2 protein-coding genes (1 of these 2 cut by a window edge) are annotated in these 16,968 nt (G+C 56.0%); one reads left to right on the plus strand and one right to left on the minus strand.

Annotation, left to right across the window (positions count from 1 at the left end):
- Window positions 1-15,264: the 5' portion of an Ig-like domain-containing protein gene (locus vsple_RS07210; RefSeq protein WP_261881561.1), read on the minus strand. Its footprint begins 12,132 nt before the window's first position; 15,264 of the gene's 27,396 nt are visible here — the first part of the coding sequence; it begins with the start codon at window positions 15,262-15,264; its stop codon lies off the left edge, out of view.
- A gap of 388 nt (window positions 15,265-15,652) precedes the next feature.
- Between vsple_RS07210 and vsple_RS07215 the strand changes: the two genes are divergently transcribed.
- Window positions 15,653-16,966, plus strand: coding sequence for a TolC family outer membrane protein (locus vsple_RS07215; RefSeq protein ID WP_261881562.1), 1,314 nt, complete (start codon window positions 15,653-15,655; stop codon window positions 16,964-16,966).
- Window positions 16,967-16,968: the final 2 nt, after the last annotated feature.

Here is a 16,968-nt window from a genome sequence, read left to right on the forward strand (position 1 = left end):
TGTATCGCTGTCAACCGCCGTCGCATTGTCGCTATCGGTCGCCGTTAGGCTCACCGCTGGCAGTGTCTCGCCTGCATTCACCGCGTCAACACCCGCTTGCGTCAGTACCACATCGGTGCCGCTGATCGCGTAGTAACCATCGGTGTTTGTGCCCGGCGTGAAGGCCACACTTGGTGTGCCGTCTTCTTCATCCGACGCCGTGAACGTCGCCACCACGGTATCTACCGCCGCGTCGTTTTCATTGAACGCTGCCTCTGCCACCACATCGATGGTTGGGCCGTCATTTTGAGCGTTATAAGTTGGTGTATCGCTGTCAACCGCCGTCGCATTGTCGCTATCGGTCGCCGTTAGGCTCACCGCTGGCAGTGTCTCGCCTGCATTCACCGCGTCAACACCCGCTTGCGTCAGTACCACATCGGTGCCGCTGATCGCGTAGTAACCATCGGTGTTTGTGCCCGGCGTGAAGGCCACACTTGGTGTGCCGTCTTCTTCATCCGACGCCGTGAACGTCGCCACCACGGTATCTACCGCCGCGTCGTTTTCATTGAACGCTGCCTCTGCCACCACATCGATGGTTGGGCCGTCATTTTGAGCGTTATAAGTTGGTGTATCGCTGTCAACCGCCGTCGCATTGTCGCTATCGGTCGCCGTTAGGCTCACCGCTGGCAGTGTCTCGCCTGCATTCACCGCGTCAACACCCGCTTGCGTCAGTACCACATCGGTGCCGCTGATCGCGTAGTAACCATCGGTGTTTGTGCCCGGCGTGAAGGCCACACTTGGTGTGCCGTCTTCTTCATCCGACGCCGTGAACGTCGCCACCACGGTATCTACCGCCGCGTCGTTTTCATTGAACGCTGCCTCTGCCACCACATCGATGGTTGGGCCGTCATTTTGAGCGTTATAAGTTGGTGTATCGCTGTCAACCGCCGTCGCATTGTCGCTATCGGTCGCCGTTAGGCTCACCGCTGGCAGTGTCTCGCCTGCATTCACCGCGTCAACACCCGCTTGCGTCAGTACCACATCGGTGCCGCTGATCGCGTAGTAACCATCGGTGTTTGTGCCCGGCGTGAAGGCCACACTTGGTGTGCCGTCTTCTTCATCCGACGCCGTGAACGTCGCCACCACGGTATCTACCGCCGCGTCGTTTTCATTGAACGCTGCCTCTGCCACCACATCGATGGTTGGGCCGTCATTTTGAGCGTTATAAGTTGGTGTATCGCTGTCAACCGCCGTCGCATTGTCGCTATCGGTCGCCGTTAGGCTCACCGCTGGCAGTGTCTCGCCTGCATTCACCGCGTCAACACCCGCTTGCGTCAGTACCACATCGGTGCCGCTGATCGCGTAGTAACCATCGGTGTTTGTGCCCGGCGTGAAGGCCACACTTGGTGTGCCGTCTTCTTCATCCGACGCCGTGAACGTCGCCACCACGGTATCTACCGCCGCGTCGTTTTCATTGAACGCTGCCTCTGCCACCACATCGATGGTTGGGCCGTCATTTTGAGCGTTATAAGTTGGTGTATCGCTGTCAACCGCCGTCGCATTGTCGCTATCGGTCGCCGTTAGGCTCACCGCTGGCAGTGTCTCGCCTGCATTCACCGCGTCAACACCCGCTTGCGTCAGTACCACATCGGTGCCGCTGATCGCGTAGTAACCATCGGTGTTTGTGCCCGGCGTGAAGGCCACACTTGGTGTGCCGTCTTCTTCATCCGACGCCGTGAACGTCGCCACCACGGTATCTACCGCCGCGTCGTTTTCATTGAACGCTGCCTCTGCCACCACATCGATGGTTGGGCCGTCATTTTGAGCGTTATAAGTTGGTGTATCGCTGTCAACCGCCGTCGCATTGTCGCTATCGGTCGCCGTTAGGCTCACCGCTGGCAGTGTCTCGCCTGCATTCACCGCGTCAACACCCGCTTGCGTCAGTACCACATCGGTGCCGCTGATCGCGTAGTAACCATCGGTGTTTGTGCCCGGCGTGAAGGCCACACTTGGTGTGCCGTCTTCTTCATCCGACGCCGTGAACGTCGCCACCACGGTATCTACCGCCGCGTCGTTTTCATTGAACGCTGCCTCTGCCACCACATCGATGGTTGGGCCGTCATTTTGAGCGTTATAAGTTGGTGTATCGCTGTCAACCGCCGTCGCATTGTCGCTATCGGTCGCCGTTAGGCTCACCGCTGGCAGTGTCTCGCCTGCATTCACCGCGTCAACACCCGCTTGCGTCAGTACCACATCGGTGCCGCTGATCGCGTAGTAACCATCGGTGTTTGTGCCCGGCGTGAAGGCCACACTTGGTGTGCCGTCTTCTTCATCCGACGCCGTGAACGTCGCCACCACGGTATCTACCGCCGCGTCGTTTTCATTGAACGCTGCCTCTGCCACCACATCGATGGTTGGGCCGTCATTTTGAGCGTTATAAGTTGGTGTATCGCTGTCAACCGCCGTCGCATTGTCGCTATCGGTCGCCGTTAGGCTCACCGCTGGCAGTGTCTCGCCTGCATTCACCGCGTCAACACCCGCTTGCGTCAGTACCACATCGGTGCCGCTGATCGCGTAGTAACCATCGGTGTTTGTGCCCGGCGTGAAGGCCACACTTGGTGTGCCGTCTTCTTCATCCGACGCCGTGAACGTCGCCACCACGGTATCTACCGCCGCGTCGTTTTCATTGAACGCTGCCTCTGCCACCACATCGATGGTTGGGCCGTCATTTTGAGCGTTATAAGTTGGTGTATCGCTGTCAACCGCCGTCGCATTGTCGCTATCGGTCGCCGTTAGGCTCACCGCTGGCAGTGTCTCGCCTGCATTCACCGCGTCAACACCCGCTTGCGTCAGTACCACATCGGTGCCGCTGATCGCGTAGTAACCATCGGTGTTTGTGCCCGGCGTGAAGGCCACACTTGGTGTGCCGTCTTCTTCATCCGACGCCGTGAACGTCGCCACCACGGTATCTACCGCCGCGTCGTTTTCATTGAACGCTGCCTCTGCCACCACATCGATGGTTGGGCCGTCATTTTGAGCGTTATAAGTTGGTGTATCGCTGTCAACCGCCGTCGCATTGTCGCTATCGGTCGCCGTTAGGCTCACCGCTGGCAGTGTCTCGCCTGCATTCACCGCGTCAACACCCGCTTGCGTCAGTACCACATCGGTGCCGCTGATCGCGTAGTAACCATCGGTGTTTGTGCCCGGCGTGAAGGCCACACTTGGTGTGCCGTCTTCTTCATCCGACGCCGTGAACGTCGCCACCACGGTATCTACCGCCGCGTCGTTTTCATTGAACGCTGCCTCTGCCACCACATCGATGGTTGGGCCGTCATTTTGAGCGTTATAAGTTGGTGTATCGCTGTCAACCGCCGTCGCATTGTCGCTATCGGTCGCCGTTAGGCTCACCGCTGGCAGTGTCTCGCCTGCATTCACCGCGTCAACACCCGCTTGCGTCAGTACCACATCGGTGCCGCTGATCGCGTAGTAACCATCGGTGTTTGTGCCCGGCGTGAAGGCCACACTTGGTGTGCCGTCTTCTTCATCCGACGCCGTGAACGTCGCCACCACGGTATCTACCGCCGCGTCGTTTTCATTGAACGCTGCCTCTGCCACCACATCGATGGTTGGGCCGTCATTTTGAGCGTTATAAGTTGGTGTATCGCTGTCAACCGCCGTCGCATTGTCGCTATCGGTCGCCGTTAGGCTCACCGCTGGCAGTGTCTCGCCTGCATTCACCGCGTCAACACCCGCTTGCGTCAGTACCACATCGGTGCCGCTGATCGCGTAGTAACCATCGGTGTTTGTGCCCGGCGTGAAGGCCACACTTGGTGTGCCGTCTTCTTCATCCGACGCCGTGAACGTCGCCACCACGGTATCTACCGCCGCGTCGTTTTCATTGAACGCTGCCTCTGCCACCACATCGATGGTTGGGCCGTCATTTTGAGCGTTATAAGTTGGTGTATCGCTGTCAACCGCCGTCGCATTGTCGCTATCGGTCGCCGTTAGGCTCACCGCTGGCAGTGTCTCGCCTGCATTCACCGCGTCAACACCCGCTTGCGTCAGTACCACATCGGTGCCGCTGATCGCGTAGTAACCATCGGTGTTTGTGCCCGGCGTGAAGGCCACACTTGGTGTGCCGTCTTCTTCATCCGACGCCGTGAACGTCGCCACCACGGTATCTACCGCCGCGTCGTTTTCATTGAACGCTGCCTCTGCCACCACATCGATGGTTGGGCCGTCATTTTGAGCGTTATAAGTTGGTGTATCGCTGTCAACCGCCGTCGCATTGTCGCTATCGGTCGCCGTTAGGCTCACCGCTGGCAGTGTCTCGCCTGCATTCACCGCGTCAACACCCGCTTGCGTCAGTACCACATCGGTGCCGCTGATCGCGTAGTAACCATCGGTGTTTGTGCCCGGCGTGAAGGCCACACTTGGTGTGCCGTCTTCTTCATCCGACGCCGTGAACGTCGCCACCACGGTATCTACCGCCGCGTCGTTTTCATTGAACGCTGCCTCTGCCACCACATCGATGGTTGGGCCGTCATTTTGAGCGTTATAAGTTGGTGTATCGCTGTCAACCGCCGTCGCATTGTCGCTATCGGTCGCCGTTAGGCTCACCGCTGGCAGTGTCTCGCCTGCATTCACCGCGTCAACACCCGCTTGCGTCAGTACCACATCGGTGCCGCTGATCGCGTAGTAACCATCGGTGTTTGTGCCCGGCGTGAAGGCCACACTTGGTGTGCCGTCTTCTTCATCCGACGCCGTGAACGTCGCCACCACGGTATCTACCGCCGCGTCGTTTTCATTGAACGCTGCCTCTGCCACCACATCGATGGTTGGGCCGTCATTTTGAGCGTTATAAGTTGGTGTATCGCTGTCAACCGCCGTCGCATTGTCGCTATCGGTCGCCGTTAGGCTCACCGCTGGCAGTGTCTCGCCTGCATTCACCGCGTCAACACCCGCTTGCGTCAGTACCACATCGGTGCCGCTGATCGCGTAGTAACCATCGGTGTTTGTGCCCGGCGTGAAGGCCACACTTGGTGTGCCGTCTTCTTCATCCGACGCCGTGAACGTCGCCACCACGGTATCTACCGCCGCGTCGTTTTCATTGAACGCTGCCTCTGCCACCACATCGATGGTTGGGCCGTCATTTTGAGCGTTATAAGTTGGTGTATCGCTGTCAACCGCCGTCGCATTGTCGCTATCGGTCGCCGTTAGGCTCACCGCTGGCAGTGTCTCGCCTGCATTCACCGCGTCAACACCCGCTTGCGTCAGTACCACATCGGTGCCGCTGATCGCGTAGTAACCATCGGTGTTTGTGCCCGGCGTGAAGGCCACACTTGGTGTGCCGTCTTCTTCATCCGACGCCGTGAACGTCGCCACCACGGTATCTACCGCCGCGTCGTTTTCATTGAACGCTGCCTCTGCCACCACATCGATGGTTGGGCCGTCATTTTGAGCGTTATAAGTTGGTGTATCGCTGTCAACCGCCGTCGCATTGTCGCTATCGGTCGCCGTTAGGCTCACCGCTGGCAGTGTCTCGCCTGCATTCACCGCGTCAACACCCGCTTGCGTCAGTACCACATCGGTGCCGCTGATCGCGTAGTAACCATCGGTGTTTGTGCCCGGCGTGAAGGCCACACTTGGTGTGCCGTCTTCTTCATCCGACGCCGTGAACGTCGCCACCACGGTATCTACCGCCGCGTCGTTTTCATTGAACGCTGCCTCTGCCACCACATCGATGGTTGGGCCGTCATTTTGAGCGTTATAAGTTGGTGTATCGCTGTCAACCGCCGTCGCATTGTCGCTATCGGTCGCCGTTAGGCTCACCGCTGGCAGTGTCTCGCCTGCATTCACCGCGTCAACACCCGCTTGCGTCAGTACCACATCGGTGCCGCTGATCGCGTAGTAACCATCGGTGTTTGTGCCCGGCGTGAAGGCCACACTTGGTGTGCCGTCTTCTTCATCCGACGCCGTGAACGTCGCCACCACGGTATCTACCGCCGCGTCGTTTTCATTGAACGCTGCCTCTGCCACCACATCGATGGTTGGGCCGTCATTTTGAGCGTTATAAGTTGGTGTATCGCTGTCAACCGCCGTCGCATTGTCGCTATCGGTCGCCGTTAGGCTCACCGCTGGCAGTGTCTCGCCTGCATTCACCGCGTCAACACCCGCTTGCGTCAGTACCACATCGGTGCCGCTGATCGCGTAGTAACCATCGGTGTTTGTGCCCGGCGTGAAGGCCACACTTGGTGTGCCGTCTTCTTCATCCGACGCCGTGAACGTCGCCACCACGGTATCTACCGCCGCGTCGTTTTCATTGAACGCTGCCTCTGCCACCACATCGATGGTTGGGCCGTCATTTTGAGCGTTATAAGTTGGTGTATCGCTGTCAACCGCCGTCGCATTGTCGCTATCGGTCGCCGTTAGGCTCACCGCTGGCAGTGTCTCGCCTGCATTCACCGCGTCAACACCCGCTTGCGTCAGTACCACATCGGTGCCGCTGATCGCGTAGTAACCATCGGTGTTTGTGCCCGGCGTGAAGGCCACACTTGGTGTGCCGTCTTCTTCATCCGACGCCGTGAACGTCGCCACCACGGTATCTACCGCCGCGTCGTTTTCATTGAACGCTGCCTCTGCCACCACATCGATGGTTGGGCCGTCATTTTGAGCGTTATAAGTTGGTGTATCGCTGTCAACCGCCGTCGCATTGTCGCTATCGGTCGCCGTTAGGCTCACCGCTGGCAGTGTCTCGCCTGCATTCACCGCGTCAACACCCGCTTGCGTCAGTACCACATCGGTGCCGCTGATCGCGTAGTAACCATCGGTGTTTGTGCCCGGCGTGAAGGCCACACTTGGTGTGCCGTCTTCTTCATCCGACGCCGTGAACGTCGCCACCACGGTATCTACCGCCGCGTCGTTTTCATTGAACGCTGCCTCTGCCACCACATCGATGGTTGGGCCGTCATTTTGAGCGTTATAAGTTGGTGTATCGCTGTCAACCGCCGTCGCATTGTCGCTATCGGTCGCCGTTAGGCTCACCGCTGGCAGTGTCTCGCCTGCATTCACCGCGTCAACACCCGCTTGCGTCAGTACCACATCGGTGCCGCTGATCGCGTAGTAACCATCGGTGTTTGTGCCCGGCGTGAAGGCCACACTTGGTGTGCCGTCTTCTTCATCCGACGCCGTGAACGTCGCCACCACGGTATCTACCGCCGCGTCGTTTTCATTGAACGCTGCCTCTGCCACCACATCGATGGTTGGGCCGTCATTTTGAGCGTTATAAGTTGGTGTATCGCTGTCAACCGCCGTCGCATTGTCGCTATCGGTCGCCGTTAGGCTCACCGCTGGCAGTGTCTCGCCTGCATTCACCGCGTCAACACCCGCTTGCGTCAGTACCACATCGGTGCCGCTGATCGCGTAGTAACCATCGGTGTTTGTGCCCGGCGTGAAGGCCACACTTGGTGTGCCGTCTTCTTCATCCGACGCCGTGAACGTCGCCACCACGGTATCTACCGCCGCGTCGTTTTCATTGAACGCTGCCTCTGCCACCACATCGATGGTTGGGCCGTCATTTTGAGCGTTATAAGTTGGTGTATCGCTGTCAACCGCCGTCGCATTGTCGCTATCGGTCGCCGTTAGGCTCACCGCTGGCAGTGTCTCGCCTGCATTCACCGCGTCAACACCCGCTTGCGTCAGTACCACATCGGTGCCGCTGATCGCGTAGTAACCATCGGTGTTTGTGCCCGGCGTGAAGGCCACACTTGGTGTGCCGTCTTCTTCATCCGACGCCGTGAACGTCGCCACCACGGTATCTACCGCCGCGTCGTTTTCATTGAACGCTGCCTCTGCCACCACATCGATGGTTGGGCCGTCATTTTGAGCGTTATAAGTTGGTGTATCGCTGTCAACCGCCGTCGCATTGTCGCTATCGGTCGCCGTTAGGCTCACCGCTGGCAGTGTCTCGCCTGCATTCACCGCGTCAACACCCGCTTGCGTCAGTACCACATCGGTGCCGCTGATCGCGTAGTAACCATCGGTGTTTGTGCCCGGCGTGAAGGCCACACTTGGTGTGCCGTCTTCTTCATCCGACGCCGTGAACGTCGCCACCACGGTATCTACCGCCGCGTCGTTTTCATTGAACGCTGCCTCTGCCACCACATCGATGGTTGGGCCGTCATTTTGAGCGTTATAAGTTGGTGTATCGCTGTCAACCGCCGTCGCATTGTCGCTATCGGTCGCCGTTAGGCTCACCGCTGGCAGTGTCTCGCCTGCATTCACCGCGTCAACACCCGCTTGCGTCAGTACCACATCGGTGCCGCTGATCGCGTAGTAACCATCGGTGTTTGTGCCCGGCGTGAAGGCCACACTTGGTGTGCCGTCTTCTTCATCCGACGCCGTGAACGTCGCCACCACGGTATCTACCGCCGCGTCGTTTTCATTGAACGCTGCCTCTGCCACCACATCGATGGTTGGGCCGTCATTTTGAGCGTTATAAGTTGGTGTATCGCTGTCAACCGCCGTCGCATTGTCGCTATCGGTCGCCGTTAGGCTCACCGCTGGCAGTGTCTCGCCTGCATTCACCGCGTCAACACCCGCTTGCGTCAGTACCACATCGGTGCCGCTGATCGCGTAGTAACCATCGGTGTTTGTGCCCGGCGTGAAGGCCACACTTGGTGTGCCGTCTTCTTCATCCGACGCCGTGAACGTCGCCACCACGGTATCTACCGCCGCGTCGTTTTCATTGAACGCTGCCTCTGCCACCACATCGATGGTTGGGCCGTCATTTTGAGCGTTATAAGTTGGTGTATCGCTGTCAACCGCCGTCGCATTGTCGCTATCGGTCGCCGTTAGGCTCACCGCTGGCAGTGTCTCGCCTGCATTCACCGCGTCAACACCCGCTTGCGTCAGTACCACATCGGTGCCGCTGATCGCGTAGTAACCATCGGTGTTTGTGCCCGGCGTGAAGGCCACACTTGGTGTGCCGTCTTCTTCATCCGACGCCGTGAACGTCGCCACCACGGTATCTACCGCCGCGTCGTTTTCATTGAACGCTGCCTCTGCCACCACATCGATGGTTGGGCCGTCATTTTGAGCGTTATAAGTTGGTGTATCGCTGTCAACCGCCGTCGCATTGTCGCTATCGGTCGCCGTTAGGCTCACCGCTGGCAGTGTCTCGCCTGCATTCACCGCGTCAACACCCGCTTGCGTCAGTACCACATCGGTGCCGCTGATCGCGTAGTAACCATCGGTGTTTGTGCCCGGCGTGAAGGCCACACTTGGTGTGCCGTCTTCTTCATCCGACGCCGTGAACGTCGCCACCACGGTATCTACCGCCGCGTCGTTTTCATTGAACGCTGCCTCTGCCACCACATCGATGGTTGGGCCGTCATTTTGAGCGTTATAAGTTGGTGTATCGCTGTCAACCGCCGTCGCATTGTCGCTATCGGTCGCCGTTAGGCTCACCGCTGGCAGTGTCTCGCCTGCATTCACCGCGTCAACACCCGCTTGCGTCAGTACCACATCGGTGCCGCTGATCGCGTAGTAACCATCGGTGTTTGTGCCCGGCGTGAAGGCCACACTTGGTGTGCCGTCTTCTTCATCCGACGCCGTGAACGTCGCCACCACGGTATCTACCGCCGCGTCGTTTTCATTGAACGCTGCCTCTGCCACCACATCGATGGTTGGGCCGTCATTTTGAGCGTTATAAGTTGGTGTATCGCTGTCAACCGCCGTCGCATTGTCGCTATCGGTCGCCGTTAGGCTCACCGCTGGCAGTGTCTCGCCTGCATTCACCGCGTCAACACCCGCTTGCGTCAGTACCACATCGGTGCCGCTGATCGCGTAGTAACCATCGGTGTTTGTGCCCGGCGTGAAGGCCACACTTGGTGTGCCGTCTTCTTCATCCGACGCCGTGAACGTCGCCACCACGGTATCTACCGCCGCGTCGTTTTCATTGAACGCTGCCTCTGCCACCACATCGATGGTTGGGCCGTCATTTTGAGCGTTATAAGTTGGTGTATCGCTGTCAACCGCCGTCGCATTGTCGCTATCGGTCGCCGTTAGGCTCACCGCTGGCAGTGTCTCGCCTGCATTCACCGCGTCAACACCCGCTTGCGTCAGTACCACATCGGTGCCGCTGATCGCGTAGTAACCATCGGTGTTTGTGCCCGGCGTGAAGGCCACACTTGGTGTGCCGTCTTCTTCATCCGACGCCGTGAACGTCGCCACCACGGTATCTACCGCCGCGTCGTTTTCATTGAACGCTGCCTCTGCCACCACATCGATGGTTGGGCCGTCATTTTGAGCGTTATAAGTTGGTGTATCGCTGTCAACCGCCGTCGCATTGTCGCTATCGGTCGCCGTTAGGCTCACCGCTGGCAGTGTCTCGCCTGCATTCACCGCGTCAACACCCGCTTGCGTCAGTACCACATCGGTGCCGCTGATCGCGTAGTAACCATCGGTGTTTGTGCCCGGCGTGAAGGCCACACTTGGTGTGCCGTCTTCTTCATCCGACGCCGTGAACGTCGCCACCACGGTATCTACCGCCGCGTCGTTTTCATTGAACGCTGCCTCTGCCACCACATCGATGGTTGGGCCGTCATTTTGAGCGTTATAAGTTGGTGTATCGCTGTCAACCGCCGTCGCATTGTCGCTATCGGTCGCCGTTAGGCTCACCGCTGGCAGTGTCTCGCCTGCATTCACCGCGTCAACACCCGCTTGCGTCAGTACCACATCGGTGCCGCTGATCGCGTAGTAACCATCGGTGTTTGTGCCCGGCGTGAAGGCCACACTTGGTGTGCCGTCTTCTTCATCCGACGCCGTGAACGTCGCCACCACGGTATCTACCGCCGCGTCGTTTTCATTGAACGCTGCCTCTGCCACCACATCGATGGTTGGGCCGTCATTTTGAGCGTTATAAGTTGGTGTATCGCTGTCAACCGCCGTCGCATTGTCGCTATCGGTCGCCGTTAGGCTCACCGCTGGCAGTGTCTCGCCTGCATTCACCGCGTCAACACCCGCTTGCGTCAGTACCACATCGGTGCCGCTGATCGCGTAGTAACCATCGGTGTTTGTGCCCGGCGTGAAGGCCACACTTGGTGTGCCGTCTTCTTCATCCGACGCCGTGAACGTCGCCACCACGGTATCTACCGCCGCGTCGTTTTCATTGAACGCTGCCTCTGCCACCACATCGATGGTTGGGCCGTCATTTTGAGCGTTATAAGTTGGTGTATCGCTGTCAACCGCCGTCGCATTGTCGCTATCGGTCGCCGTTAGGCTCACCGCTGGCAGTGTCTCGCCTGCATTCACCGCGTCAACACCCGCTTGCGTCAGTACCACATCGGTGCCGCTGATCGCGTAGTAACCATCGGTGTTTGTGCCCGGCGTGAAGGCCACACTTGGTGTGCCGTCTTCTTCATCCGACGCCGTGAACGTCGCCACCACGGTATCTACCGCCGCGTCGTTTTCATTGAACGCTGCCTCTGCCACCACATCGATGGTTGGGCCGTCATTTTGAGCGTTATAAGTTGGTGTATCGCTGTCAACCGCCGTCGCATTGTCGCTATCGGTCGCCGTTAGGCTCACCGCTGGCAGTGTCTCGCCTGCATTCACCGCGTCAACACCCGCTTGCGTCAGTACCACATCGGTGCCGCTGATCGCGTAGTAACCATCGGTGTTTGTGCCCGGCGTGAAGGCCACACTTGGTGTGCCGTCTTCTTCATCCGACGCCGTGAACGTCGCCACCACGGTATCTACCGCCGCGTCGTTTTCATTGAACGCTGCCTCTGCCACCACATCGATGGTTGGGCCGTCATTTTGAGCGTTATAAGTTGGTGTATCGCTGTCAACCGCCGTCGCATTGTCGCTATCGGTCGCCGTTAGGCTCACCGCTGGCAGTGTCTCGCCTGCATTCACCGCGTCAACACCCGCTTGCGTCAGTACCACATCGGTGCCGCTGATCGCGTAGTAACCATCGGTGTTTGTGCCCGGCGTGAAGGCCACACTTGGTGTGCCGTCTTCTTCATCCGACGCCGTGAACGTCGCCACCACGGTATCTACCGCCGCGTCGTTTTCATTGAACGCTGCCTCTGCCACCACATCGATGGTTGGGCCGTCATTTTGAGCGTTATAAGTTGGTGTATCGCTGTCAACCGCCGTCGCATTGTCGCTATCGGTCGCCGTTAGGCTCACCGCTGGCAGTGTCTCGCCTGCATTCACCGCGTCAACACCCGCTTGCGTCAGTACCACATCGGTGCCGCTGATCGCGTAGTAACCATCGGTGTTTGTGCCCGGCGTGAAGGCCACACTTGGTGTGCCGTCTTCTTCATCCGACGCCGTGAACGTCGCCACCACGGTATCTACCGCCGCGTCGTTTTCATTGAACGCTGCCTCTGCCACCACATCGATGGTTGGGCCGTCATTTTGAGCGTTATAAGTTGGTGTATCGCTGTCAACCGCCGTCGCATTGTCGCTATCGGTCGCCGTTAGGCTCACCGCTGGCAGTGTCTCGCCTGCATTCACCGCGTCAACACCCGCTTGCGTCAGTACCACATCGGTGCCGCTGATCGCGTAGTAACCATCGGTGTTTGTGCCCGGCGTGAAGGCCACACTTGGTGTGCCGTCTTCTTCATCCGACGCCGTGAACGTCGCCACCACGGTATCTACCGCCGCGTCGTTTTCATTGAACGCTGCCTCTGCCACCACATCGATGGTTGGGCCGTCATTTTGAGCGTTATAAGTTGGTGTATCGCTGTCAACCGCCGTCGCATTGTCGCTATCGGTCGCCGTTAGGCTCACCGCTGGCAGTGTCTCGCCTGCATTCACCGCGTCAACACCCGCTTGCGTCAGTACCACATCGGTGCCGCTGATCGCGTAGTAACCATCGGTGTTTGTGCCCGGCGTGAAGGCCACACTTGGTGTGCCGTCTTCTTCATCCGACGCCGTGAACGTCGCCACCACGGTATCTACCGCCGCGTCGTTTTCATTGAACGCTGCCTCTGCCACCACATCGATGGTTGGGCCGTCATTTTGAGCGTTATAAGTTGGTGTATCGCTGTCAACCGCCGTCGCATTGTCGCTATCGGTCGCCGTTAGGCTCACCGCTGGCAGTGTCTCGCCTGCATTCACCGCGTCAACACCCGCTTGCGTCAGTACCACATCGGTGCCGCTGATCGCGTAGTAACCATCGGTGTTTGTGCCCGGCGTGAAGGCCACACTTGGTGTGCCGTCTTCTTCATCCGACGCCGTGAACGTCGCCACCACGGTATCTACCGCCGCGTCGTTTTCATTGAACGCTGCCTCTGCCACCACATCGATGGTTGGGCCGTCATTTTGAGCGTTATAAGTTGGTGTATCGCTGTCAACCGCCGTCGCATTGTCGCTATCGGTCGCCGTTAGGCTCACCGCTGGCAGTGTCTCGCCTGCATTCACCGCGTCAACACCCGCTTGCGTCAGTACCACATCGGTGCCGCTGATCGCGTAGTAACCATCGGTGTTTGTGCCCGGCGTGAAGGCCACACTTGGTGTGCCGTCTTCTTCATCCGACGCCGTGAACGTCGCCACCACGGTATCTACCGCCGCGTCGTTTTCATTGAACGCTGCCTCTGCCACCACATCGATGGTTGGGCCGTCATTAACCGGAGTCACACCAACATTCACTGTCAGTGTGTCTGTGCCACCTTGGCCGTCAGAGACGATAACAGTAAAGCTGTCACTGCCGTTGTAGTCTTCGTTTGGTGTATAAGTCCAGTTGCCGTTTTCGTCGACAGTCACTGAGCCATTAGTTGGATCGCTGCCTTTGGAAAAGCTTAATGAGTCGTTGTCTCCGTCAGATGCAGAAAGTGAGCCGCTGACTGGAGTGTCTTCGTCTGTGGTTACTGCTACGCTGTCGCCTAATGGATCGCCATTGCTATCAACAAGCGTCGGAGCATCGTTTACTGGAGTCACACCAACATTCACTGTCAGTGTATCCGTGCCACCTTGGCCGTCAGAGACGATGACTGTGAAGCTGTCACTGCCGTTGTAGTCTGAGTTTGGTGTGTAGATCCAGTTACCGTTCTCATCAACCGTCACTGAGCCGTTAGATGGATCGCTGCCTTTTGAGAAACTAAGAGAATCATTATCACCGTCTGAGGCAGAAAGAGAGCCGCTGACTGGCGTATCTTCATCGGTCGTGACTGAAACACTGTCGCCTAGAGGGTTGCCATTGCTATCAACAAGCGTCGGGGCATCGTTCACCGGAGTCACACCAACATTCACCGTCAGTGTATCAGTACCACCTTGGCCGTCAGAGACAATAACCGTAAAGCTATCGCTGCCGTTGTAGTCTTCGTTTGGTGTATAAGTCCAGTTGCCGTTTTCATCGACAGTCACTGAACCATTAGATGGATCGCTGCCTTTGGAGAAGCTTAATGAGTCATTATCGCTATCAGATGCAGAGAGAGAGCCACTGACTGGGGTATCCTCATCGGTCGTGACTGAAACACTGTCGCCTAATGGATCGCCATTGCTATCAACAAGCGTTGGGGCATCGTTGACAGGGGTAACGTCAATATTAACTGTGATTGTATCTGTGCCACCTTGGCCGTCAGCGACGATAACGGTGAAGCTATCACTGCCGTTGTAGTCTGCGTTTGGGGTGTAGGTCCAGCTGCCATCTTCCGAAAGAGCTAACTGACCATTTGATGGGGATTGACCCTCTGAAAATGTGACCGAGTCACCATTTGCATCTGTTGCTTCTAGTTGACCACTAACTGACGTATCTTCGTCTGTTGAAATTGACAGCGTATCTCCAGATAGAGAACCATCAGGGTTAGTAAAATTGGGCGTGCTATTTTCCGAGGTAAATGAACGGAATGCTTCTAAAAGAGTCAGGCTTTGAGTTTCTGACAAACCGATTGACTGAAACCCACTGGTTACAAACTCAGTTTCGGGAATAGTCTCTTCACCGTCACGCTCGATAGTGCCGCTATTAACTAAGCTTGAGCCACTTTCACCGGCAGCAGTAGCGAATTCATCGCCGAGTTGCGTCGGGTCCGCTCCCTCTTCTAATGCAGCGAAAATATTTGCGATGTCTTCATCAAGTTCTATCTCGACATCATCTTCAAATCTCTTCACAGACAAGTTAGGGTTGACCGCCTCATCATTTTGACTTTCCAAAATGAGGTCACCAGCTCTTAATGCTTCTCCGGCTTCCAAAACTCGCACGTTGCCATCAAGGCCTATAACAATACGTTGTCCAGCACCTAGTACGCCTACTAGGCTTAAAATTGTCATATCCATATTCACCCCTAAGTCCACTTTTGAAGTGGCGTGTCAAAAATGCGACACATAAAAAATGCTAATTAAATAAAATATAACACCTATTTATAGCTATTTCATAGTCAGCGCTCATTCATTTAACAAAAATAGATACAGAGTAATGACAAAGATCACATCAAATGATAGTCTGAGTGCTAGAAAAATCGATATAACTTATTGTGTTTTCTAACATTAAAGAAGATGACAACTGGTAAGTTCTGTTAAAATCTCAGGAGATTTAACAGTCTCAATAGACCCGTAAAAACCTTCTCTTTTTTATCAATACAATCCAAAGATCGTTACTTTTTTGGCGCATGAATTAGTGACCTATTTCAGTTTGATTTTTGTTTGTAATTAGTACAATACGGAGATGTCAGTGAATACGATTAAAACCGCAACGTTTGGGCTTGCAGTTATCTTTAGTATGCCCTCATATAGCCAAACTTTAGAGCAGGCGGTTGCGTTTACTCTTGAAAACAACCCAGATATAAAAAGCGCTTATAACGAGTACATCAGCAAACGTTATCTCAATGACGCTTCTGGAGGCGCATACAGACCAAGTATCGACCTTGACGCAGGTATTGGCTATGAGCACACCGATCTTGTAACAAACGCAAATACAACAGATCTCACTCGTAAAGAAGCGACGATAACTCTCACGCAGTTGATATGGGATGGTTCCAATACTTTCAATGATATCGACCGGACTGCCGCAGATGCTGAATCAGTCCGTTATCAACTGCTGGCAACGGCACAAGATACAGCGTTGGAAGTAACAAAAATTTATCTCGATGCGGTAAAGGCATACGAGGTACTTTCCCTTTCCGAAAGTAACCTAGCAACCCATAAAGATATCTACCGCGATATCAAAAAACGGGTAGATTCAGGTATTGGATCCACTGCTGACATGTCACAAGTTGAGGCTCGTATAGCTAAAGCACACGGTAATTTACTTGCCGCTCAAAACAACCTCCTTGATACACACACTCAATTCAAGCGCCTCACTGGTCAAAAGCCACTTGGATTGACTTTCCCAAGAGCAGACTCTACTGCGATTCCATATACCATCGACAATGCACTTGAGCTTGCGTTTCAAACTCACCCTGTTATTCAAATTGCTCGTGCCGATGTCGATTCTGCAAAATTTCAGTACCAACAATCAAAAAGCACGAACTACCCAACCATATCTGTTGAAGCCGCACAAACTTGGCGAGACGATGCCGGCGGTACAGAAGGCAGTAGCGACGAATTTTCAGCGATGTTGCGACTTAGGTACAATCTTTATAATGGAGGGGCAGATCAAGATAAAGCAGAAAGCGCGGCTTACCAGCTTAACAAAGCGAAAGATCTAAGAGAAAGAAGCTATCGAAATGTTGAAGAGAGCTTAAGACTATCTTGGAGCGCACTTGATTTAACTGTTCAACAGAAAGAATTTCTGTCTGACCACGTTGATTCAGCGTCTGATACTGTCATTTCTTATGAAAAACAATACCGTATAGGCAAACGTACTCTCCTTGATTTACTCAACACCGAGAATGAGCTTTTTGAAGCACGAAAAGATTACCTAGATGCTAAATATGATGAACAATATGCAAAGTACAGAGTCATGAACGCGACAGGCAACCTACTCACGGCACTGCGAGTACAAACGCCCGAAGAGTGGCACGAAGAAGTGGAGTACTAAGC

Origin of the sequence: Vibrio pelagius, from assembly GCF_024347575.1 — a bacterium.
Classification (GTDB): Bacteria; Pseudomonadota; Gammaproteobacteria; order Enterobacterales; family Vibrionaceae; genus Vibrio; species Vibrio pelagius.